Below are 20110 nucleotides of genomic sequence, written 5' to 3'. Positions count from 1 at the left end.
ACACCAGCGATGACAAGAATCATGAATCCCATGAGCAGGACCAGAGTGAAAGCGCTGGCAGGGCTGGCCTTGATGCTGCCCACGAAAGTCTGCCAGACCTGAATCAAAGCACCAGGAAGATCAGAAACAATGTTCACGCAAATGAGGATGGAGACACCGTTGCCAATGCCGCGGTCCGTGATCTGCTCACCGAGCCACATCATCAGCATGGTGCCGGCAGTGATGGTGATGACACTGGTGAAAACGAAACCAGCACCATAATTTGGAACAAGCGGCCTTCCGCCCAGTTTGTCGATGGCATCCTGCAAGCCAGCCATCAGGTAGTTCTGGGCAGGATCATGCAGAGACTGGGCCAGAAGTGTGGCTTGAAAGACACAGAGCACAATGGTGGCAATACGGGTGTATTGCGTGATCTTCTGACGCCCGCCCTCTTCACGAGCCAGTTTGCTCAAAGGAGGCCAGACAGCCGTGAGGAGCTGCAGCATGATGCTGGCGCTGATATAAGGCATGATGCCCAGAGCGAAAATAGCGCAGTTCTGCAGCCCTCCCCCGCTGAAAATATTGAGCAACGCGGCAACCTGTGAGGCACCGGAGGCATTGTCACCCGCTTTGTTTTCAATCCAGGCATTCAGCACAGTGGCATCAACACCCGGAAGTGTGATGGATGTGCCGATGCGGACGATGACAATCATCGCCAGGGTGAAAAGAATGCGCGAGCGAAGTTCAGGGACTTTGAAGCTGTTGGCGAAAGCAGAGATCATGAGAGAGAGGCTCTAAGCGAAGATGGGCCTGCTTCCTGACAGCGTTCGCTGCGCGGAGACCGGCCCATCAAAGAGGTTGGTTGGGTCTGAAAAATCAGGCGGCGATGGAACCGCCGGCCTTTTCGATTTTTTCACGGGCCGAAGCGCTGACTTTCGCGCCTTCAATGGTGAGCTTGCGAGCAAGTTCACCAGTGCCGAGAATCTTGACGAAGTCGCAATTGCGGCTCACCAGACCAGATTCACGCAGTGCGGCTTCATTGATGACAGCACCATCCTGGAAGGATTCGTTAAGCTCGCCAACGTTAACGACTTCGAACACGTCTTTGAACTGCTTGTTGTTGAAGCCCTTCTTTGGCAGACGGCGATGCATTGGCATCTGACCACCTTCAAAGCCGGGGCGGATGCCACGACCTGCGCGTGCCATCTGACCTTTGTTGCCCTTACCGGAGGTTTTACCGTGACCGGAGCTTTCGCCACAGCCGATGCGCTTGCGGCGCGTCTTGGCACCGGGGCGGGGTTTGACGTCTTGGAGTTGCATGGAAATTTAAAAAAGGAAATATGGATTCAATCAGAGGGCCTTGCGCTCTTTGATTTCTTTGCCGCGGGAGCGGAGGATTTCATCGGCAGGGCGCAGTGCGGTGAGCGCTGCGAGGGTGGCGCGAACAACGTTGGCGTGGTTGCTGGAACCCAGCGATTTGCCGATCACGTCTTTGACGCCTGCGGCTTCAAGAACGGCACGGGCACCGCCACCAGCAATGATGCCGGTACCTGCCGTGGCAGGCTTGAGGAGAATGTGTCCGCCACCATGGGAGCCCACCACTTCATGAGGGATGGTGCTGTCCTTGAGAACGATGTTGAACTGGTTCTTGCGGGAGGCCTCAGTCGCCTTCTTGATGGCGTCTGAGACTTCGTTGGCCTTGCCAAAACCGCAGCCCACTTTGCCCTTGGCATCGCCGGAGACGACGAGTGCGCTGAAGCTGAAGCGACGACCACCTTTGACCACCTTGGCGCATCGGTTGATGTGAACGACTTTTTCGACACCATCCGTCTCGCGCGGCGCACGATCATCACGACCACGGAAACCACCGTAGGAGGGACTCGGAGCTGCTGCAGGAGCCTCCGCAGGTGCGGCGGCTGGGGGATCGATAACTACTGTTTCTTCGGCCATAAATTTACGTGAGGCGGTTTTAGAATTTCAGACCCTTTTCACGGGCGGCATCTGCAAGGGCTTTCACCTTGCCGTGATAAATGAAACCGGCACGGTCAAAGACCACTTCGGTGATGTTTTTTGCCATGGCACGCTCTGCAAGGAGGGTGCCGATTTTGGTGGCGTTTTCGACGTTGGCCTTGCCAGCGCCATAGCCTTTTTCCTTGGTGGAAGCCGAAACGATCGTCTTGCCGGCAGTGTCGTCGATGACCTGGGCGTAAACGTTCGTGTTCGAGAAGTAAACTGCGAGACGGGGACGCTCGGCGGTGCCGCTGAGTTTGCGGCGGATGCGCTTGTGGATGCGAGCGCGGATATCTTTGCGATTGGTAAGAGCCATGATGAGTATCTCCGGAAATTATTTGACGGATTTGCCGGCTTTACGGCGGATGTGTTCGCCCACATAACGCACGCCCTTGGCCTTGTAAGGCTCTGGCGGGTAGTAAGCACGAATGTCAGCAGCAAGCTGGCCGACAACTTGTTTGTCGATGCCTTCGATGGCGATCTTGGTGTTTTCGGTGACGGTCACCTTCACGCCCGCTGGAATGGGGTGCAGACGGTCATGAGACTGGCCAAGCTGAAGATCGATGTGCGAACCTTTGACCGCAGCACGGAAACCCACGCCGTGGATTTCAAGATTGCGGGTGTAGCCCTGGCTGACGCCGATGAGCATGTTCGAGATCAGACGCTGGGTGGTGCCATGAAGGGCGCGCACTTTGCGGTCTTCGGAATCGCGGGTGACGTTGATGGTCTTGGCGTCCGAATTGACTTTAACACCGAGAGGGAGAGTCCAGCCGAGTTCGCCTTTGGGGCCTTTGACCTGCACAGAGCGGTCGTCACCAACCTTGATGGTGACCTTGTCTGGAATGGAAATGATTTGTTTGCCTACGCGTGACATGAGGGTTGTGACGGTTGGGGGTTACCAGACTGTGGCGAGGAGTTCACCGCCCACTTTGGCCTTGCGGGCCTTGGCACCTGTCATGATGCCGCGTGGTGTGGAAAGAATGGAGATGCCAAGGCCGCCGAGGACACGAGGAATCTCGGTGCTGCCGACATACTTGCGCAGACCAGGCTTGCTGACGCGGTCAATCTTGCGGATGACGGCGGTCTTATCCTGATACTTGAGCTTGAGCTTGAGGCGGGGATGCGTGGCGTTGGTGTCCACTTCGTAGCCCCAGATGTAGCCTTCTTCCTGCAAAATGCGGGAGAGTTCGGCCTTCAATTTGGAGAAAGGAATGAGCACCTGCTCCTGCTGTGCTGAGCAGGCGTTGCGGATGCGTGTGAGAAAGTCTGCGATCGGGTCGGTCATGACGCTGAGGGGGTCCGGGTGTTGGGGTTATGCGGCTGCGGCTTCAGTGCCATCTTCCTTCTTCGGCTGGGCGACGCGGGTGCGGAATGGCATGCCCAGGGTGCGCAGCATTTCACGCGCATGGTCATCATTGTTCGTGCTGGTCACGAAGGTGATGTCGAAACCAAGCTGACGCTTGATCTTGTCGAGCTCGATTTCTGGGAAGATCGACTGTTCGGCAACGCCGAGGGTGTAGTTGCCACGACCGTCAAAGGCACGGGGGGCGACACCACGGAAGTCACGGATACGAGGAATGGCGGTGCGCACAAGACGCATCATGAAGTCGTACATCTTGCCACCACGAAGGGTGACCTTGACGCCGACGTTTTCACCTTCACGCAGTTTGAAGTTGGCGATAGCCTTCTTGCTCTTAGTGATGACTGGCTTCTGGCCGGTGATGAGAGTCACTTCATTCACGGCGTCTTCGATCGCCTGCTTGCGCTCCGCCTGACTGCCGATGGCGCAGTTCACGACGATTTTTTTGAGCTGAGGGACCTGATGGATGTTGGCAAGACCGAGCTGGGTTTGCAACTCAGTGCGTTTTTCTTTATATAGGGTCTGTAGGATGTGTTCCATGATTCAGTTTGGGCTGTGCCGCCTTTCCCTCGATGATCGCACCGTGCGGAGCGACGATGACGAGGGGGGAGGCAAATGGGGGGGAGTTGCTTTAGGCCTTGGCCTTCTTCTTCGCAACTTTCTTTTTCTTCTCTTTCACAGGCGCATCAACGCGCTTGACATTCGAGATATGGATCGGGGCTTCTTGTTCTTGAAAGCCGCCGGCTTGATTCTGCTGGGTCGGCTTGATCGCTTTCTTGATCATGCGCACGCCTTCGACGAGCACGCGATTTTTGGCGGTCTGCACTGCCAGGACGACTCCCTGGGCGCCTTTGGCGGCTCCGGAAATGACGACGACATTGTCGCCTTTTTTAACGTGGGTCTTGGTACGGCTCATTGGGATTACAGCACTTCAGGTGCGAGGGAAACGATCTTCATGAAGTTTTTGTCGCGCAGTTCACGGGCCACAGGGCCAAAGATACGAGTGCCACGCGGGTTGTTGTCTTTGTCGATGATGACCATGGCATTACGGTCAAAACGCAGGATCGAACCATCGACGCGGCGGATTGGGTGCGAAGTGCGCACGATCACAGCGCGGACGACTTCACCCTTTTTCACGGCAGCAGTCGGGGTCGACTCACGCACGTGGGCGGTGATGATGTCGCCAACGTAGGCGAAGCGGGTGTTTTTCTTGCCGAGCACGCCGATCATCGTGGCCAGTCGGGCACCGGTGTTGTCAGCCACCGGGATTGAGGACTCCATTTGCAACATAAACTGTTTCTCCTAGTCAGGTTAGGGGGTTCAAAAAAATACGACTAGTGCTTCTGCACTTCGATCAGTTCCCAGCGCTTCAGCTTGGAAAGAGGACGGGTTTCGGCGATGAGCACCTTGTCACCTTCTTTGGCCAGACCATTTTCGTCGTGGGCATAGAACTTGGAGGTCTTGCGCACGATCTTCTTGAAGATAGGATGCGGAACGCGGCGTTCGACTTTGACGACGATTGTCTTCGTCATTTTATCGGACACCACGACGCCGACACGCGTCTTGCGCACGGCTGGTTTTTCGGTGGCTGCAGGGGATTCTGCGGTGGTCTCGCTCATGATATTAAAATTGCTTCAGTGGGTTGATGACCGGATCAGGCGGCCTTCTTGGCAGCCGCAGCTCGGCTGCGCTCGGTGATGATGGTTTCGATCCGGGCGATCTCGCGGCGGATGTGGGTCAGACGGGCTGGATTTTCGAGCTGACCGCCACCTGCGCTCTGCTGCACACGCAGATTCAGCGCTTCCTGCTTCAGTTCGCGACGGCGTGCGGAAAGTTCTTCCACAGTCGATTCACGGAGTTCTTTGATCTTCATAATTCAGTTCGCGTTGGTTATTTGTGCAGGCTTTCACGGCTGACGAAGCGGCAGCGGAGGCCAAGCTTCGTTGCGGCAAGACGGCAGGCTTCACGAGCAGTGGCTTCGTTCACGCCGGAGATTTCAAAGAGCATGTGGCCTGGAAGGACAACTGCAACCCAGAATTCTGGAGCGCCTTTACCCTTACCCATTCGGACTTCCGGTGGACGCTGGGTAACTGGCTTGTGAGGGAAAATGCGGCAGAAGACTTTTCCTTTACGCTTGAGGAAGCGGGTGATGGCCACACGGCAGGCTTCGATGTGGATGTTTTTGATCCAGCCGCGCTCAAGGGTTTGGAGACCGAAGTCACCAAAGTCCAGCTTGTTGCCGCTGGTGGCGTTGCCGCCACGGTTGCCGCGCTGCGATTTGCGATATTTTACTCTGCTTGGAAGAAGGGCCATACGTCTAGGTCCGGTGGAAAGGGTTTAGTTCAAAAGAAAGGGCAAATTAAGCCTGGGCTGCTGGTGCGGGTGCTGGAGCTGGGGCACCATAGCCACCACCACCACCTGGACGACCACGGTCACCACCGCGAGGTCCTGGAGCGCCTGGACGGCGGTCTCCACGGTCATCTCTGCGTGGGCGACGATCACCGGAAGGACGGGAGACGCCTTCAGGAGCATTGCCACGGTTCATCCAGCACTTAACGCCGATGATGCCGTAAACAGTGCGCGCTTCAGCGAAGCCATAATCGATCGGAATACGCAGGGTCTGAAGAGGCACCTTGCCCTGGCGGTACCACTCAGCACGGGCGATGTCAGCACCACCGAGACGGCCAGCGCAGCGAAGACGAATGCCATCAGCACCCATGTCCATGGCGGTCTGCACGGAACGCTTCATGGCGCGGCGGAAGGAAATACGGCGCTCAAGCTGAACGGCGACGGCTTCTGCGACGAGCTGGGCGTCGAGTTCTGGCTGCTTGATTTCGAAGATGTCGATCTTGACCTGCTTGCCACCGCACATTTCAGAGACCTTCTGGCTCATGACGTCGATTTCCTGACCTTTACGGCCAATGACAAGGCCCGGACGGGCGGTGTGGAGGGTCACGCGGACCTGGTTCCAAGCGCGCTCAATCACGATCTTGGAGATTGCGGCCTGCATGAGCTTTTCCTTGAGGTAAGCACGGATGGCAAGGTCGCTGTGGAGCGAATCTGCGTATTCTTTTTCAGGTGCGTACCACTTGGAGCGCCAGTCTTTGGTGACTGCGAGGCGGAAGCCGATCGGATTTACTTTCTGTCCCATAAAGTGAAGAGGTGCGGTTGGGGGGGGCGTTGCGGTTATTCAGAAGCTTTCTTTGCCTTGGCTGCCTTCTTAAGGGCAGGAGCGTTGCGGCGGGCGGATTTCGGCGCTTTTTTCTCACCTTCAGCGCGGGCTTCTTCAGCCTTCGGTGCGCCGATGATGACAGTGATGTGACTCATGCGCTTCTTGATCGGAGCGGCTGAACCACGGGCACGTGGCATGATGCGGCTCAGGGCTGGGCCGGGGGTGGCCACTGCTGATTGAACGATGAACTCAGAAGCATCCTGCTCGTGGTTGTTCTCTGCATTCGCGATGGCGGAACGAAGAGTCTTGCCAACAAGGAAAGCGGCTTTTTTTGGAGTGAAGTCGAGAACGCTCAGCGCCTGGGAGACGGGCATGCCAGTGATGGCACGTGTGACCTGACGGGCTTTCTGCGAGGAGATCCTGGCGTATTTGAGGACGGAACGGACGGACATAAAGCGAGGGGGGGGTTCTTGACTTCGTTAGAGAGATTTGTTGAGATCGACGCGACCCCGGTCACCGACGCGGACGGGATCATTGGCAGTGGCCAACTCCTGGACTACTGCACCACAAACAGAGTTGCGGACTTCAGTAACAAGGACTTTCGCGATGGGCTTGTCTTCGCGGTAAATTTCAAAGGGCATTCCCGGCTTGACCCCATCTTTAGCACCGATGGAGAGAACGGCGATGCCGAGTTCACTCTTCAGGCTGACGACGCGGGCGTTTTGCAGGTCGCCCACAGCCTGGCCATTTTGACCACCACCTGCTTTGACAAGCGCAGCGTCGGCAGTGGTAATAGCCTTGTTCAGGCGGTCGGCTGCGGCAGGATCAGCGTTTTGGGCGCTTTTCATCAGGCCCATGCCTGACTCAGCCAGTTCAATCAGGGCATTGGCGAGTTCATCGCGCTGCTCTTTCATGATGCGCAGATCGCTGAGGGCAGCGAGAAGGCGCTCCTGAGTTTGATCCTTGGAGTTTTCGAGTGCTCCAACGCCAAGACCTTCGAGAAGACCACGCAGTTTCTCGTAGCGGTCTTTGAGCTCGTTGGTTTCGGCATTGGCGGCAGCGGCGCTCTGAGCCAGCGCGTCGTTCTTATCCTTCGCCGCAAGGATTTGAGCATCCTGGGCTTGGATCTTCGCGGCGGCGACTTGGAGCGAAATGTGCAGCTCCTGATTTTCGAGCCTGTCATCCGCACGCAGGCCTGACACACCCACTGCAAGAAGCAGCGAGGAAGTGATGCAGGTGATGGAAGTGCGGAGTGACATGAAAATGCTCGATTCTCAGGAATTACTTGGCGGCCTTGACGGTGACGGCACCGTGAGACTTGAACAGACGGGTCAGGGAGAACTCGCCGAGACGATGTCCGACCATGTTTTCAGTCACATAGACAGAGACGAAGTCCTTGCCGTTATGAACCAGGAAAGTGTGGCCGACGAGGTCAGGAGTGACCATGGAGGAACGAGCCCAGGTTTTGATGGGGCGTTTCTGCTTGGCGTCGTTGAGCTTGTCCACCTTGTCGAGGAGGGCTTGCTGAACGAAAGGACCTTTTTTGAGGGAGCGTGCCATGTGAGTGCGTGAGTGAGGAATGGATTACTTCTTGGCGTGACGGCTCTGGATGATGAGCTTGTTCGTGGCCTTCTTCTTGTTGCGGGTCTTCTCACCCTTCGCGTGGCCCCATGGGCTGAGCAGGTGCTGACGACCACCACCGGACTTGGAACGGCCTTCACCACCACCGTTCGGATGGTCGATCGGGTTCATACACATACCACGGACCGTTGGGCGGGTGCCCTGCCAGCGGGTGCGGCCCGCCTTGGCGCTGACGACGTTCATGTGTTCGACGTTGCCGACCTGGCCAATCGTGGCGTAGCAGACAGAGAGGATCTTGCGAATTTCTCCGGAAGGCATGCGCACCAGGGCGAAGTCACCTTCACGGTTGGAGAGCACAGCGGCCTGACCTGCGGCACGGGCGACGACGCCGCCTTTGCCTGGGGAGAGTTCGATGTTGTGGATCGAAGTACCGAGAGGGATTTTGCTCAGAGGAAGGGCGTTGCCCACTTCTGGAGCGGCTTTTTCGCCGGCCATCACCGAAGCACCGACGCTGAGGGCGTTTGGAGCGAGGATGTAAGCACGCTGGCCGTCTTTGTATTCGACGAGGGCGATACGAGCGGAGCGATTCGGATCGTATTCGATGCCGACCACTTTGGCTGCTTCATCACGGCGGGTCCGCTTGAAGTCGATGAGACGGTAACGCTTGTCGTGACCCCCACCGATGTGACGGCAGGTGATACGGCCAGTGTTGTTACGGCCACCGGATTTGCGGAGAGCCACGGTAAGGCTTTTCTCCGGAGAGTGCTTGGTGATCTCGTCGAAGGAGTTCCACTCTTTGTAGCGATTGGTGGGCGTAGTAGGCTTGAATGTTTTCAGCGCCATGACGGTAGGATAAGTTAAAGGGTTGCGGGCCTGGGGTTACGCGAGGTCGAACTTTTCGCCAGCCTTGAGGCGGACGATCGCTTTCTTCCAGTGATTGGTGCGGCCGTAATCGGCGCGGCGCTCACGACGGGCCTTGCCGTCATAGTTCGCAGTGCGGACACCGGTGACTTTTTTGCCAAACAGCTTTTCGATGGCCTGTTTGATGTCGATCTTGGTGGCTTCGACGTCCACGGAGAACACGTATTCGTTGTTCTGTTCGCCCAGCAGCGTGGCTTTTTCGCTGAGACGGATGTTTTTGATGACTTTATGAAGGTCTTTCATGATCAGGCGGTCCTCTTGGCAAGGGTTTCAAGGGCGTCACCGGTCACCACTACGCTGCGATAGCGAAGGAGGTGTTCGGCATTCACTTCGTCAGCGGAGATGAGCTGAACGTTCTGGACATTGCGGCCGGCGCGGAAGGTGAGTTCATCAAAGCCATTGCCGATGAGAAGCACGTTCTTTGCGGTGGTCAGGCCGTTGACAGCGGCGATGAAGCTCTTGGTCTTCCCATCAGTCACAGCAAAGCTGCCGACGGTGAGAACTTCTCCATCAAGGATTCGGGCGGTCAGAGCGGCGCGCAGGGCCAGCTTCTTGGTGCCTTTCGTGGTCTTCTTGGCCCAGACAGTCGTGTTGCGTGGGCCGAAGACGACGCCACCACCACTCCAGATGGGGGAACGCTTGCTGCCCATACGAGCATTGCCGGTTCCTTTCTGGTTCCAGAGCTTCTTGCCGGAGCCGGAAACTTCAGAACGGTTTTTGGTGTGGGCGTTGCCCTGACGACGATTGGCGCGATAGGCGACTAGCGTATCGTTGAGAGCCTGAGAGCCTTTGTAGCCCTCGGTCAGTTGAATGTTAGCCGCCTTGGCGGCGTCGGCTGAGAGAATGGTAGCGGACATGGTTCAGTTCCTCGTTATTACTTCTTGGCGACGGCCTTTTTGCCGGGGCGCACCACAACGATGCTGCCTTTGTTGCCGGGGAGTGCGCCTTTGATAAGCAGGATGCCTTCTTCAGGACGGCTCTGCACGACGACCAGATTCTGCGTGGTGCAGCGGGTGGTGCCGTCATGGCCGGGCATCTTCTGGTTTTTCCAGACGAGACCTGGGGTCAGACGGCAGCCGATGGAACCAGGACGACGATGCATCATGTGACCATGCGAAGCAGGTTGGCCGGCGAAGTTCCAGCGTTTCACAACGCCCTGGAAACCTTTGCCCTTGGTGTTGCCAATGACGTCAACGATCTGGCCGTTGCTGAAGATGCTGGCGTCGAGCTTGGCATCTGCTGCTGGCAGCTGGTCGTCGCCGGTGAGGCGGAATTCCTTGACGATGCGCTTGGCGGTCGTGCAGCCGTGTTTCTTGAAGTGGCCCAGCAGCGGCTTGCTGACGCGGGAATCCTTCAGTTGGTCGCCGTAGCCGACCTGCACTGCGCTGTACTTGTCTTTGCCATCGCTGCGCTTCACCTGAAGAATGGTGTTGCCGCTGACATCAACCACTGTGACCGAGATCGCGTCGCCTTTGGCGTCGTAGACTTTGGTCATGCCGAGTTTTTTACCGATCAATCCGAGACTCATGAGTGTGTCCTCCTGTTATTAAAGTGATGAGATCGAGTTAGATCTTGATGGTGATGTCCACGCCGGAAGGGAGATTGAGCTTCTTGAGCTCGTCCACGGTGCGGGATGTTGGGTCAACAATGTCCAGCAGGCGCTTGTGCGTGCGGATTTCGAACTGGTCCATCGACTTTTTATCGACGTGCGGGGAGCGGTTGACGGTGAACTTCTCGATGCGGGTTGGCAGCGGGATTGGGCCTGCAACACGTGCGCCGGTGCGCTTGGCGGTTTCGACGATGTCAGCAGTGCTCTTGTCGAGCACGCGATAGTCATAGGCGCGAAGGCGGATTCTGATGCGTTGATTTGTCATGACGATGGTCCGTGGGATAGAATTTCAGTGCGCTTGTGCGTTATGCCTTGGCGCCTCCGCGCTGCTCGACGATCTGCTCAACAATCTGCTGCGGCACCTGCTCGAAGTGAGAAGGCTGCATGGAGTAGCTGGCGCGTCCGGAGGAAAGGGTGCGGATGGCGGTGGAGTAGCCGAACATTTCAGCGAGGGGAACTTCAGCGCGCAGGATGGCGGTGGTGCCGCGGCTATCCATGCCCTGAATCTTGCCGCGACGACGGTTAAGGTCACCCATGATGTCGCCCTGATAATCTTCAGGCGTCGAGGCCTCTACAGACATGATCGGCTCAAGCAGAATGCACTTGGCTTTCTTCAGAGCGTCTTTGACGGCGAAGATGCCGGCCATTTTGAACGCGTTTTCGTTGGAGTCCACTTCGTGGCTCGAACCATCAACCAGGTCGATGTGCATGTCGATCACCGGATAACCAGCGATGATTCCGTTGAGAGCTGCTTCGATGCAACCCGCCTTGGCTGGGTTGATGAATTCCTTTGGAATCGTGCCGCCGACCACTTTGTTTTCGACGACGATGCCGGAGCCCTTCTCACCAGGACGCACCTTGATGACGACGTGGCCGTATTGACCGCGACCACCGGACTGCTTGACGAGCTTGCCTTCGCCATCGGCTTCCTTCGTGAGGGTTTCGCGGTAGGCGATCTGTGGCTTGCCGGTATTGGTTTCCACCTTGTGCTCGCGCTTGAGGCGGTCGCAGAGAATTTCCAAGTGAAGTTCGCCCATGCCGGCGATGATGACCTGGCCGGTTTCTTCGTCGGTCTTGACGAAGAAAGTAGGATCTTCTTCAGAGAGGCGCTGAAGGGCGTTGCCCATCTTTTCCTGATCGCCCTTGGTCTTTGGCTCGACAGCCATCGAGATCACAGGTTCTGGGAATGTTGGCGGCTCAAGCTGCACATCGAGGTCTTCATCGCAGAAGGTGTCACCGGTGCGGACGTCCTTCACACCCACGAGGGCGGCGATGTCACCCGAGTAGCAGGTTTCGATGTCCTTATGGACGGCGGCCTGAATCTGGATCAAGCGGCCCACACGCTCAGACTTGCGGGTGCGGGGATTGTAGATGGTGTCGCCTTTGGAAACCTTGCCGGAATAAACGCGGAAGAACACAAGACGGCCAAACTTGTCAGACCAGAGCTTGAAGCCGAGGGCGATGAACTTGCCGTTGTCGTCAGGCTTGGCCTCAATGACGGTGTCTGGCTCATCAACGACGGTGCCTTTCTGCGCTTCGATGTCGAGAGGGCCGGGAAGATAGTCGATCACGGCGTCGATCAGATACTGCACGCCTTTGTTTTTGAAGGCTGAACCACCAGCCATCGGGATGATCTTGTTGGCGATCACTGCGCGGCGGAGGCCGGCTTTGAGCTCCACAGGGCCAATGGCCTGTTCTTCGAGGAACATCATGCCCAGCTCTTCGTCAGCGCTGCAGACGGCGTCAAGAAGCTCATCATAGGCAGCCTTCGCGGTGGCCACTTCGTCACCTTCAAGCTCACGCACCGTGTACTTGGAACCGAACTTTTCGTCGTCAGAGTAAATGATGGACTTCTGGTTCACCACGTCGATCTGGCCGATCAGATTTTCTTCAGCGCCGATCGGGATGAGAATCGGGAACGCAGGAGCGCCGAGCTTGGTGCGGACGTCTTTCACCACGTTGGCAAAGTTGGCACCCGTGCGGTCCATCTTGTTCACGAAGGCAATGCGAGGCACACTGTACTTTTCCGCCTGGCGGTAAACCGTTTCAGACTGGGGCTGAACGCCGGCCACGCCGCAGAGCACGAAGATCGCACCGTCAAGCACACGCAGGGAACGTTCCACTTCAGCGGTGAAGTCCACGTGTCCAGGGGTGTCGATGATGTTCACGCGAATGTCTTCCATTTCGCGTGACTTGTAGATGCCGACTTCCTTGAGCTGCTTCCAGCGTGCGGTCACAGCAGCGGAGGTGATGGTGATGCCGCGCTCTTTTTCCTGCTCCATCCAGTCGGTGGTCGCAGCGCCGTCATGCACTTCGCCGATCTTGTGGATCATGCCGGTGTAGAACAGAATGCGCTCGGTCAGGGTCGTCTTGCCCGCGTCAATGTGGGCGCAGATCCCGATGTTACGGGTGCGCTCAAGCGGATATTCGCGGTTGGGGGAGTTGGGGTTCGACATGGGGGGTCGGAAAAACGTGAAGTGGACGGAAAAAGAAAAGTGGGAACGATTAGAAGCGGAAGTGGGCGAAGGCGCGGTTGGCCTGAGCCTGCTTGTGAACGTCGTCACGCTTGCGGACGGCATTCCCCTGCCCCTGTGCGGCATCCTTCAGCTCATTGGCGAGGGCGCGGTGCATGGCCTGACCTTTACGGCCACGGGCGAAACCAACGATCCAGCGCATGGCGAGGGATTCCTGACGGCGAGGAGAAACTTCGAGCGGCACCTGATAGGTGGCACCACCGACACGGCGGGCTTTGACTTCCACACGTGGCTTGGTGTTCTCAATGGCGCGATTGAAGAGCTCAAGAGGATCGACACTGTCGGTCTTGTCGTTGAGCGTCTCAATCGCGGAATAGACGATGCGCTCTGCGAGCGACTTCTTGCCATCAAGCATGATGTTGCTGATGAGCGTTGCAACGAGTTCGCTGTCGTAGCGGCTGTCCTTGCGGGCTTCTTTGGTGTAAACGCGTTTTCTGCGGGCCATGGCTTGATGAGATAAAGAGTGAGATCAGCGGAAATTATTTCTTCTTCGCAGCAGCGGCGGCAGCACCTGCCTTTGGACGCTTTGCACCGTATTTGGAACGGCCACGACGGCGGGCATCAACACCAAGGCAGTCAAGGGTGCCGCGAACGATGTGGTAACGCACACCGGGCAAGTCCTTCACACGTCCACCGCGCACCAGCACGATGCTGTGTTCCTGAAGATTGTGACCTTCACCACCGATGTAGGCGATGACTTCGTAGCCGTTGGTCAGACGCACCTTGGCCACCTTACGCAAAGCGGAGTTGGGCTTTTTAGGTGTGCGAGTCATCACCTGGAGGCAGACGCCACGGCGCTGCGGGCACTTGGCAAGCGCAGGAGACTTCGACTTTACCGCTTTATCTTTGCGGCCGTGTCTGACGAGTTGATTGATGGTGGGCATGGTGTGAAAGAGCTGTAAACCTCGGCTTTGTTCGAAGCCGGTTCCGGGGGACAGCGCGCCATGCTCACAGTGAGCATACGCAGACTTTTCCGGTTCTGGTTCCGATAATGAAGAACCTCCGTGGAGGATCTTGATTTGCCGGTCTCGTTGAAGAGGCCGGGCCTTGGGGAGCGCGCATTCTGGCGAGTCCCCGGCAGCCCGCAAGCACTATTTCACACTTTTTGAAATAATTATTCACATTGCCTCTCAGTTGTTCACAGCATGACGCGTTCATTCTTGCGTCAGGCCGTGCTCAATTCATCGCAATCCGTGCATTTGCGTCAACGCCTCTTTACGCCACACTGTGGGCCATGCGCACGCTCATCTGCCTCCTGCTACTTACGGCCAATCCCCTGCCCGCCCAGCAGCCCGTCGCGCCAGAGCGCAAGCTTGAGTCCCTCCTGCTTATGCCGGAGCCCAAGGCCATGCGTGGCGCCTATTCCATCACTCTGCCAAATGCGCAGCAGACCGTTTTCACGTGTTACAGAGAAAGCACCAGTGCTGTCAGCGGGGTCGAACCACACTCCGCCGATACCTTCACAAAGCTCGGCCTCAGCGTCGAGTCCTTTGCCGCACGCGCCAAGGCCGCCGCAGACAAACGGCTGCTCCAACTCAAGCCCGAACTCATCAAAGGCGGAGACGGCAGAATCGCCTACGCCGTTTATCGCGGGGATTCCCCACTCTACGCCACACTGCTCATCGCCCCTTCACTGCCTAAGATTTTTGCGGAACTTTTCGGCCCGGAGATCTGGGTGGTCACGCCCGACCGCCACTCCCTCTACATCTTCCCCGCCAAGGCCGAACTGCTCGATGAGTTTGCCGCCGACCTCGCCGAGCGCTACACCTCCGACCCCTTTGCCGCGAGCAGCGAAATCTTTGCGCTCAAGGCGGGTGCCGAGCCAAAAGTAATCGCCACATTCACAGGCGAAGTCCCTTAGCCGCTTCACCCAAGGCGGCCGCAGGCCCGGCCAGAGAGCACGTATTCTCCTCTGTGTGCAGTCCAGGCCTTCACGGCCCGTCAAACACCACACGATCGTCAGCCGCCTCTTTGGCCGCCCCTTTTTTATGCTCCAGCCCCTCGGCACGCCGGCGGCGGGCTTCGGCAAAGAACTCCTTCAGGATGCGCACGCAGTCGTCATTGAGGACCCCCGGGGTGATCTCGGTGCGGTGATTGAGATTCGGAGCCTGCAGCAGGTTCCAAAAGCCACCCGCAGCACCGCCTTTGACATCAGGGCAGCCGAAGATGACACGGCGGACACGGCAGTGCATGATGGCGCCGGCGCACATGGGACAGGGCTCCTTGGTGACGTAGAGATCACAATCCGTGAGCCGCCAGTCGCCCAGCGCACTCTCCGCCTGGGTGAGCGCCAGCATTTCGGCGTGGGCCGTGGCATCCTTGAGCGTCTCCACCTGATTCCAGGCACGGCCAATGACGCTGCCCTGATGAACGATCACCGCCCCGATGGGCACTTCGTCCTGCCTGGCGGCCTTGCGCGCCTGGCGCAGCGCATCGCGCATGTAATACTCGTCGTCGAAGGGATTGATGATCAGGGGCTCGTCCACGGCGCTTTATAAACGCAGTCCGCATCAACTCAAACCTTGAACTTTAAACCCTGAACCTTATCTCAGGGCATGGATCACACGACGAACCTCATCCTCCCCTCCCTGCTGGCCTCCGACTGGTCCAAGATCGACGTCGAAGTCAAACGAGCTGCGGCTGCAGGGGCGCAATGGCTGCACCTGGACGTGATGGACGGGAACTTCGTGGACAACATTTCCTTCGGCCCGCAAATGGTGCAGGTGGTGCGCAAATGCACGGCGGACATGTATCTGGACGTGCATCTCATGATCCACCGCCCGGACCACTATCTGGAGCGTTTCATCAAAGCGGGAGCCCAAAACATCACGATCCATGTCGAGGCCAGCTATGACACCAGCGTGCTCGAAACACTGAAGCGCATCCGTGCGGCCGGTTTGCACTGCGGCATCGCCCTGCACCCCAGCACGCCTTTTGAAGCCGCACTCCCCTTTGTGAACGACATCGACCTCCTGCTCGTCATGACCGTCGTCCCCGGCTTCGGCGGGCAGCCCTTCATGGAGAAGGAAACGATGCCAAAGCTCGCCGCCGCACGCGATTACCGCGATGCCCACGGCTTGAAGTTCCACCTCGAAGTGGATGGCGGCATTTACACCCACACGGCCCCCATTGCGAAACAGCACGGCGCCAACCTGTTCGTCTGCGGCACCTCGTCTTTCGGCCCGCCGGACATGAACCAGTCGATGCGCGATCTGGCGGCCTCGGTGGCGTAAAAAGAAAAAAGGGCAGGACTCGCGTCCTGCCCTTCGTGGTGAGTTGAGGTTATTCAGCCGGCGGCGGCGCGGCCTGTACCGGATGCTCGTCATGGTCGTCGCCAAGATGATCATCGTGGTGATCGTCATGAAGGTCGTCGTGCTCATCATGCTTGTCCTCACGCGGATCGTGTCCTTCGTGATGCTCGATGTCCTTGTGTTCAGTGACACCTTTGAGGTGCGTCTTGAACTTGCGCTGGCGCTGGCGCTCCGGCAAGGGACTGAGCTGCATGTTGATGTTACGGCCTGCCATGCGCGGATCCTGATCAACGTGGCCCATGGTCAGCAGGTCTGCCTTGATCTTTTTCGCAAGCAGGTGACCAAGCTCCTGATGCGCCATCTGGCGACCACGGAACTGCAGCTGGATGCGCACCTTGTGGCCTTCCGCGAGGAAGTCTTCAGCATGCGTGATCTTGATCAGGTAATCATGCGGGTCGATGCCGATGCGGAATTTCATTTCCTTCACCTTGCCGCCCTTCTGATGCTTGTGAGCCTCCTTCTTGTGCTTCTCCTGAATGTACTTGTACTTGCCGTAATTGACAATCTTGCACACGGGCGGATCGGCGTTCGGAGCCACCTCCACCAGGTCAAGCCCACGCTCTTTGGCGATGCGAATAGCCTGCGAAGTCGGGATGACGCCAAGCTGATGCTGACCATCTTCCTCGACGACGCGCACCTTCGGCGCACGAATGCGCTCATTGACACGGGTTTGATCTACAAAACGACCGTTGGGCCGGTCACGACCGCCTGGACGATTGCCACCACCACCGGGACGAAACGCTCCACTGGAACCTTGGTAGCCTCCTGCTGGACGGGCCGGTCCTGCGGGCCTCGGTGCTCCTAGGGCGGGTCCGGCGGGTCCTGTGGGACGCGCTCCGGGACCAGGAGCTGAATTGGCGGGGCCGGCTGGACCCGCAGGCCTCGGTGGGCCGCCTGTGCCTTGGTTTTGCTGGGGACGTGGCGCAAAATTGCCACCGCTCAACTGCTGGAATGGATTGCTTATAGGATACCTCCGGGTGTGTTCGAGACTCCAGGCCGCCTTATGGCAGGCACCTGGAAAATGGGTGGGGAGAGGCGCGCTGAAAAAATCATATCAGCACGGACTCGGTTCCGACATGCACGCGCCTGCTCCTGCCCGATCATGCGGGATGTGTGGACGCGACAAAGAAAAAATCATGCGGAGAAAGTCAGAAGAAAAAGCGCTTTCATTAGAAAGCCGCTGGCGGAGCCGTAGACTCAAACGCTGGACATAAGTAACGACTTTCAAGAGATTCAGCAAGCCGATTTATTTTCCTACGTCAAATCTCAGGGAAACACTGATAAAAGCAAGGCTTCGAAAAAAGCTCTTTTCCCACCTCCTCACCGCCCCCTCTGGAATGCGGGTAAATCGGCAGGAAATCAACGAGCCAGCGTCTCAGTTGAGCTCCCACCAGCCGGTGGTTTCATGGTCAGATCAGTGGTCATTTCCACACACCTTGCAGGCAAAGCGGTTTCCACCACCAGGAATTTCGTAGCTTTTCCAGCCGCAGAACGGGCAGCTCACCGCCACGCAGTTCCTCACAAACCGGCGCGTGATCATTCCCACCACCAGCCCTCCCACCAGCATCGTCACCAGCGGGGAGATGTGGTGGCGCTCCAGCCAGCTCCAGAGGAGCAAAATGAACCCGCAAAAGACTCCGCCAGCGACGACAGGCCCAAAAAAGCTGAGAACAAAATGGCGCGAGGAACTCATGCGACCCCGCCCTATCTCACTCCATCACGGCTTTCCGCAAGCCCTCACGCATGACTTCCAGCGGGGCCGGGCGGTCGAACCAGTGCTCAAAAGAGATCGCCCCTTGGTGCAGCAGCAGAGTGAGCCCATCCACGGTGCGTGCCCCAACCTGCCTGGCATCCGCCAGCAATGGGGTCTCCCCACCTGCGCGATAAACCATGTCAAAGACGAGGTGGCTTGCCTGAAGCGCATCCGCTGGCAGCAACTTAGAGTCATTAGGCTTCATGCCTAGTGAAGTAGCATTCACGATCAGGTCGGTGTTCGCCAGAGCATCTCTGAGAGAGTCATCATCCCATAGCACCACGCTCACATCAACATTGCCGCCAAGCGCCTGAATCTCGCTGGCCACGGCTTCAGCCTTGGCCTGGGAACGGTTCACGAGCTGCAGTTTCTGACACCCGCTGAGGGCGCTTTGCACCGCCACCGCACGCCCGGCGCCACCGCCTGCGCCGAGGATGAGCACCCGCAGATCTTGGATGTCTGCTCCAAAAGCCTCCTTCACGCTGCGCAAAAAGCCAGGGCCATCGCTGTTGTAGCCATGCAGTTTCCCATCGCGGATCGCCAGAGTGTTCACCGCACCGAGCTGCCGCGCCAGCGGATCGAGCTCATCCACCGCATCCAGCGCTTCAAACTTGTGCGGGATGGTGATGTTCACGCCGAGAAAGCCGCAGGCGGCAAACTGCCGGAACGCCTCGGCCACACGGCCCACCGGCACCTGCACCCGGATGTACTGCGCGTCGATACCGCAGGCCTGCAGTGCCGGATTGTGCATCTGCGGGCTGCGCGAGTGCCCGATCGGATCACCGATCACCGCCAGCCGCGCAGGCGGCGTGAAGCGCCGGGCCACAGCATCCCAGCCCATCAAATCTTCGAATGATAAAAAATCTCCCACGCCCCAGACATGCCGCAGAACCACGGCCTGTCAAAGCTGCCCGCAATTTTCCCGCTCGACATCCCGTTCCTTCCGCGCTGCAATCAGCACTCTCGTTACAACCACTCACCAACCCCATGCGACTTTTCTTTCCCCTGCTCACCCTCGCCGTTTCTGCGGCCCTCTTCCTTGCCCAGGCCGCCGACACCGCCGTCAAGCCACTGCGCGTCCTCATCGTCGCCGGAGGCTGCTGCCATGAGTATGACAAGCAGCACCTCGTGCTCAAAGAAGGCATCGAGTCCCGCATCAACGCCATCGTGGATGTCGCCTACAACCCCGACAAAACCACAAAGGCCACCTTTGAAATCTACAAGGCCAAGGACTGGGCCAAGGACTTCGACGTCATCATCCACGACGAATGCAGCGCCGATGTGACGGATCCCTCCTACGTCGCCGCCATTCTCGATGCCCACAAGGCCGGCAAGCCCGCCATCAATCTCCACTGCGCCATGCACAGCTACCGCTGGGGCAACTTCCGCGAACCCGTGAAAGCCGGTGCCGACAATGCCGGCTGGTATGAAATGATCGGCCTGCAATCGACCGGCCACGGCCCGCAGCAGCCCATCGCCATCACCTTCACCGACAAAACCCACCCCATCACCCAGGGCCTCGAAAACTGGACCACCATCAACGAAGAGCTCTACAACAACATCCAGGTCCTCACTGGCAAGCCCCTCGCCTCCGGCGTGCAGATCGTGCCACCAAAGGCCAAGAAGGGCGAAACCCTGCCCCCTGACGCCAAAGCCACGGAAGCCACCAGCGTCGTCGCTTGGACGAATGAATACGGCCCGAACAAGACCAAGATCTTCTCCACCACCATCGGCCACAACACCGCCACCGTCGGTGATGCCCGCTACCTTGACCTGATCACCCGCGGCATCCTCTGGACCACCGGCCACATCAACGAGAACGGCAAGGCAGCGCCTGGATACGGCAAATAAGCCTTCTCTCCCTCAACTTCACGAATGCC

General features: G+C 58.0%; 31 protein-coding genes. 3 read left to right on the top strand and 28 right to left on the bottom strand.

Going from position 1 to position 20110, the window contains the following annotated elements:
- From ACILSL_RS03785 to rpsL, 24 genes are all read right to left on the bottom strand, one after another.
- Nucleotides 1-761 (bottom strand): preprotein translocase subunit SecY (locus ACILSL_RS03785; protein ID WP_395730661.1); only part of this gene is annotated, 761 nt, incomplete at its 3' end.
- A 94-nt stretch (nt 762-855) separates the two neighbouring features.
- Entirely contained in the window at nt 856-1299 is a 444-nt protein-coding gene (gene rplO, locus ACILSL_RS03780; RefSeq protein WP_395730660.1) for a 50S ribosomal protein L15, read from the bottom strand.
- A gap of 30 nt (nt 1300-1329) precedes the next feature.
- The gene (gene rpsE, locus ACILSL_RS03775) at nt 1330-1929 is read right to left on the bottom strand and encodes a 30S ribosomal protein S5 (protein ID WP_395730659.1); all 600 of its coding nucleotides are present in this window, start codon (nt 1927-1929) and stop codon (nt 1330-1332) included.
- Between the two features lie 19 nt (nt 1930-1948).
- Nucleotides 1949-2308, bottom strand: a complete 360-nt coding sequence (gene rplR / locus ACILSL_RS03770) for a 50S ribosomal protein L18 (protein WP_395730664.1) — start codon at nt 2306-2308, stop codon at nt 1949-1951.
- A gap of 15 nt (nt 2309-2323) precedes the next feature.
- Entirely contained in the window at nt 2324-2863 is a 540-nt protein-coding gene (gene rplF, locus ACILSL_RS03765) for a 50S ribosomal protein L6 (RefSeq protein ID WP_395730658.1), read from the bottom strand.
- 21 nt (nt 2864-2884) lie between these two features.
- On the bottom strand, nt 2885-3274 hold the full coding sequence (rpsH, locus tag ACILSL_RS03760; RefSeq protein WP_395730657.1) for a 30S ribosomal protein S8: 390 nt from the start codon (nt 3272-3274) through the stop codon (nt 2885-2887).
- Nucleotides 3275-3301: 27 nt separating this feature from the next.
- Entirely contained in the window at nt 3302-3889 is a 588-nt protein-coding gene (gene rplE, locus ACILSL_RS03755; RefSeq protein ID WP_395730656.1) for a 50S ribosomal protein L5, read from the bottom strand.
- A gap of 91 nt (nt 3890-3980) precedes the next feature.
- A complete protein-coding gene (gene rplX, locus ACILSL_RS03750) occupies nt 3981-4265 on the bottom strand; it encodes a 50S ribosomal protein L24 (RefSeq protein ID WP_300202268.1) in 285 nt (94 codons plus the stop codon).
- A 5-nt stretch (nt 4266-4270) separates the two neighbouring features.
- Entirely contained in the window at nt 4271-4639 is a 369-nt protein-coding gene (gene rplN, locus ACILSL_RS03745; RefSeq protein ID WP_294398988.1) for a 50S ribosomal protein L14, read from the bottom strand.
- Between the two features lie 44 nt (nt 4640-4683).
- Nucleotides 4684-4968 (bottom strand): 30S ribosomal protein S17, encoded by a 285-nt coding sequence (gene rpsQ / locus ACILSL_RS03740; RefSeq protein WP_395730655.1) that lies wholly within the window; start codon nt 4966-4968, stop codon nt 4684-4686.
- A 35-nt stretch (nt 4969-5003) separates the two neighbouring features.
- Entirely contained in the window at nt 5004-5222 is a 219-nt protein-coding gene (gene rpmC / locus ACILSL_RS03735; protein WP_395730654.1) for a 50S ribosomal protein L29, read from the bottom strand.
- 17 nt (nt 5223-5239) lie between these two features.
- Nucleotides 5240-5662: a 50S ribosomal protein L16 gene (gene rplP / locus ACILSL_RS03730; protein WP_395730653.1), complete on the bottom strand. Its 423-nt coding sequence runs from the start codon at nt 5660-5662 to the stop codon at nt 5240-5242.
- Between the two features lie 46 nt (nt 5663-5708).
- Nucleotides 5709-6500: a 30S ribosomal protein S3 gene (gene rpsC, locus ACILSL_RS03725; RefSeq protein ID WP_395730652.1), complete on the bottom strand. Its 792-nt coding sequence runs from the start codon at nt 6498-6500 to the stop codon at nt 5709-5711.
- Between the two features lie 35 nt (nt 6501-6535).
- Nucleotides 6536-6973: a 50S ribosomal protein L22 gene (gene rplV, locus ACILSL_RS03720; protein WP_395730651.1), complete on the bottom strand. Its 438-nt coding sequence runs from the start codon at nt 6971-6973 to the stop codon at nt 6536-6538.
- A 27-nt stretch (nt 6974-7000) separates the two neighbouring features.
- Nucleotides 7001-7780, bottom strand: a complete 780-nt coding sequence (locus ACILSL_RS03715; protein WP_395730650.1) for a hypothetical protein — start codon at nt 7778-7780, stop codon at nt 7001-7003.
- Nucleotides 7781-7802: 22 nt separating this feature from the next.
- Entirely contained in the window at nt 7803-8081 is a 279-nt protein-coding gene (gene rpsS / locus ACILSL_RS03710) for a 30S ribosomal protein S19 (RefSeq protein ID WP_294398970.1), read from the bottom strand.
- Between the two features lie 24 nt (nt 8082-8105).
- Nucleotides 8106-8945 (bottom strand): 50S ribosomal protein L2, encoded by an 840-nt coding sequence (rplB, locus tag ACILSL_RS03705; RefSeq protein WP_395730649.1) that lies wholly within the window; start codon nt 8943-8945, stop codon nt 8106-8108.
- Nucleotides 8946-8981: 36 nt separating this feature from the next.
- A complete protein-coding gene (gene rplW, locus ACILSL_RS03700) occupies nt 8982-9266 on the bottom strand; it encodes a 50S ribosomal protein L23 (protein WP_294398963.1) in 285 nt (94 codons plus the stop codon).
- Nucleotides 9267-9268: 2 nt separating this feature from the next.
- Complete coding sequence (gene rplD, locus ACILSL_RS03695; protein ID WP_395730648.1) at nt 9269-9880, bottom strand: 50S ribosomal protein L4; 612 nt, start codon at nt 9878-9880, stop codon at nt 9269-9271.
- 17 nt (nt 9881-9897) lie between these two features.
- On the bottom strand, nt 9898-10551 hold the full coding sequence (gene rplC, locus ACILSL_RS03690) for a 50S ribosomal protein L3 (RefSeq protein WP_395730647.1): 654 nt from the start codon (nt 10549-10551) through the stop codon (nt 9898-9900).
- A 37-nt stretch (nt 10552-10588) separates the two neighbouring features.
- On the bottom strand, nt 10589-10897 hold the full coding sequence (gene rpsJ, locus ACILSL_RS03685) for a 30S ribosomal protein S10 (protein ID WP_294398955.1): 309 nt from the start codon (nt 10895-10897) through the stop codon (nt 10589-10591).
- A gap of 40 nt (nt 10898-10937) precedes the next feature.
- Nucleotides 10938-13088 (bottom strand): elongation factor G, encoded by a 2151-nt coding sequence (gene fusA / locus ACILSL_RS03680; RefSeq protein WP_395730646.1) that lies wholly within the window; start codon nt 13086-13088, stop codon nt 10938-10940.
- Between the two features lie 49 nt (nt 13089-13137).
- Nucleotides 13138-13611: a 30S ribosomal protein S7 gene (gene rpsG, locus ACILSL_RS03675; protein WP_377166914.1), complete on the bottom strand. Its 474-nt coding sequence runs from the start codon at nt 13609-13611 to the stop codon at nt 13138-13140.
- 34 nt (nt 13612-13645) lie between these two features.
- Nucleotides 13646-14050, bottom strand: coding sequence for a 30S ribosomal protein S12 (gene rpsL / locus ACILSL_RS03670; RefSeq protein WP_395730645.1), 405 nt, complete (start codon nt 14048-14050; stop codon nt 13646-13648).
- Between the two features lie 350 nt (nt 14051-14400).
- On the opposite strand from rpsL, the gene ACILSL_RS03665 reads away from it, so the two are divergent.
- The gene (locus tag ACILSL_RS03665) at nt 14401-15027 is read left to right on the top strand and encodes a hypothetical protein (protein WP_395730644.1); all 627 of its coding nucleotides are present in this window, start codon (nt 14401-14403) and stop codon (nt 15025-15027) included.
- Nucleotides 15028-15097: 70 nt separating this feature from the next.
- Here ACILSL_RS03665 and tadA read toward each other — a convergent pair whose 3' ends face one another.
- Nucleotides 15098-15652, bottom strand: coding sequence for a tRNA adenosine(34) deaminase TadA (tadA, locus tag ACILSL_RS03660; RefSeq protein ID WP_395730643.1), 555 nt, complete (start codon nt 15650-15652; stop codon nt 15098-15100).
- Between the two features lie 69 nt (nt 15653-15721).
- On the opposite strand from tadA, the gene rpe reads away from it, so the two are divergent.
- Complete coding sequence (rpe, locus tag ACILSL_RS03655) at nt 15722-16399, top strand: ribulose-phosphate 3-epimerase (RefSeq protein ID WP_395730642.1); 678 nt, start codon at nt 15722-15724, stop codon at nt 16397-16399.
- 49 nt (nt 16400-16448) lie between these two features.
- Here the strand turns inward: rpe and infC are convergent, their stop codons facing one another.
- From infC to aroE, 3 genes are all read right to left on the bottom strand, one after another.
- Nucleotides 16449-17420: a translation initiation factor IF-3 gene (infC, locus tag ACILSL_RS03650; RefSeq protein ID WP_395730641.1), complete on the bottom strand. Its 972-nt coding sequence runs from the start codon at nt 17418-17420 to the stop codon at nt 16449-16451.
- Nucleotides 17421-17891: 471 nt separating this feature from the next.
- Nucleotides 17892-18170 (bottom strand): hypothetical protein, encoded by a 279-nt coding sequence (locus tag ACILSL_RS03645; protein WP_395730640.1) that lies wholly within the window; start codon nt 18168-18170, stop codon nt 17892-17894.
- Nucleotides 18171-18186: 16 nt separating this feature from the next.
- Nucleotides 18187-19071, bottom strand: coding sequence for a shikimate dehydrogenase (gene aroE / locus ACILSL_RS03640; RefSeq protein WP_395730639.1), 885 nt, complete (start codon nt 19069-19071; stop codon nt 18187-18189).
- Between the two features lie 146 nt (nt 19072-19217).
- Here aroE and ACILSL_RS03635 point away from each other — a divergent pair, with 146 nt between their 5' ends.
- Nucleotides 19218-20081 (top strand): ThuA domain-containing protein, encoded by an 864-nt coding sequence (locus ACILSL_RS03635; RefSeq protein WP_395730638.1) that lies wholly within the window; start codon nt 19218-19220, stop codon nt 20079-20081.
- The last annotated feature ends 29 nt before the right edge of the window (nt 20082-20110 follow it).

The organism is Prosthecobacter sp., assembly GCF_044222345.1.
Taxonomy (GTDB): Bacteria; Verrucomicrobiota; Verrucomicrobiia; order Verrucomicrobiales; family Verrucomicrobiaceae; genus Prosthecobacter.
This window is presented reverse-complemented; position numbering and strand designations above follow the sequence as displayed.

Coding starts and splice junctions, on each gene's coding strand:
- rplV (WP_395730651.1), bottom strand. CDS start 6,973: ATGTCCGTCCGTTCCGTCCTCAAATACGCCAGGATCTCCTCGCAGAAA.
- rplB (WP_395730649.1), bottom strand. CDS start 8,945: ATGGCGCTGAAAACATTCAAGCCTACTACGCCCACCAATCGCTACAAA.
- rpmC (WP_395730654.1), bottom strand. CDS start 5,222: ATGAAGATCAAAGAACTCCGTGAATCGACTGTGGAAGAACTTTCCGCA.
- rplP (WP_395730653.1), bottom strand. CDS start 5,662: ATGGCCCTTCTTCCAAGCAGAGTAAAATATCGCAAATCGCAGCGCGGC.
- rplN (WP_294398988.1), bottom strand. CDS start 4,639: ATGTTGCAAATGGAGTCCTCAATCCCGGTGGCTGACAACACCGGTGCC.
- rpe (WP_395730642.1), top strand. CDS start 15,722: ATGGATCACACGACGAACCTCATCCTCCCCTCCCTGCTGGCCTCCGAC.
- rplX (WP_300202268.1), bottom strand. CDS start 4,265: ATGAGCCGTACCAAGACCCACGTTAAAAAAGGCGACAATGTCGTCGTC.
- ACILSL_RS03635 (WP_395730638.1), top strand. CDS start 19,218: ATGCGACTTTTCTTTCCCCTGCTCACCCTCGCCGTTTCTGCGGCCCTC.
- rplO (WP_395730660.1), bottom strand. CDS start 1,299: ATGCAACTCCAAGACGTCAAACCCCGCCCCGGTGCCAAGACGCGCCGC.
- fusA (WP_395730646.1), bottom strand. CDS start 13,088: ATGTCGAACCCCAACTCCCCCAACCGCGAATATCCGCTTGAGCGCACC.
- ACILSL_RS03645 (WP_395730640.1), bottom strand. CDS start 18,170: ATGAGTTCCTCGCGCCATTTTGTTCTCAGCTTTTTTGGGCCTGTCGTC.
- rpsC (WP_395730652.1), bottom strand. CDS start 6,500: ATGGGACAGAAAGTAAATCCGATCGGCTTCCGCCTCGCAGTCACCAAA.
- ACILSL_RS03665 (WP_395730644.1), top strand. CDS start 14,401: ATGCGCACGCTCATCTGCCTCCTGCTACTTACGGCCAATCCCCTGCCC.
- rpsJ (WP_294398955.1), bottom strand. CDS start 10,897: ATGACAAATCAACGCATCAGAATCCGCCTTCGCGCCTATGACTATCGC.
- rpsG (WP_377166914.1), bottom strand. CDS start 13,611: ATGGCCCGCAGAAAACGCGTTTACACCAAAGAAGCCCGCAAGGACAGC.
- rplF (WP_395730658.1), bottom strand. CDS start 2,863: ATGTCACGCGTAGGCAAACAAATCATTTCCATTCCAGACAAGGTCACC.
- rpsQ (WP_395730655.1), bottom strand. CDS start 4,968: ATGAGCGAGACCACCGCAGAATCCCCTGCAGCCACCGAAAAACCAGCC.
- aroE (WP_395730639.1), bottom strand. CDS start 19,071: ATGGGCTGGGATGCTGTGGCCCGGCGCTTCACGCCGCCTGCGCGGCTG.
- ACILSL_RS03715 (WP_395730650.1), bottom strand. CDS start 7,780: ATGTCACTCCGCACTTCCATCACCTGCATCACTTCCTCGCTGCTTCTT.
- rplW (WP_294398963.1), bottom strand. CDS start 9,266: ATGAAAGACCTTCATAAAGTCATCAAAAACATCCGTCTCAGCGAAAAA.
- rpsH (WP_395730657.1), bottom strand. CDS start 3,274: ATGACCGACCCGATCGCAGACTTTCTCACACGCATCCGCAACGCCTGC.
- rpsL (WP_395730645.1), bottom strand. CDS start 14,050: ATGCCCACCATCAATCAACTCGTCAGACACGGCCGCAAAGATAAAGCG.
- rplD (WP_395730648.1), bottom strand. CDS start 9,880: ATGTCCGCTACCATTCTCTCAGCCGACGCCGCCAAGGCGGCTAACATT.
- rpsE (WP_395730659.1), bottom strand. CDS start 1,929: ATGGCCGAAGAAACAGTAGTTATCGATCCCCCAGCCGCCGCACCTGCG.
- rplC (WP_395730647.1), bottom strand. CDS start 10,551: ATGAGTCTCGGATTGATCGGTAAAAAACTCGGCATGACCAAAGTCTAC.
- rplE (WP_395730656.1), bottom strand. CDS start 3,889: ATGGAACACATCCTACAGACCCTATATAAAGAAAAACGCACTGAGTTG.
- rpsS (WP_294398970.1), bottom strand. CDS start 8,081: ATGGCACGCTCCCTCAAAAAAGGTCCTTTCGTTCAGCAAGCCCTCCTC.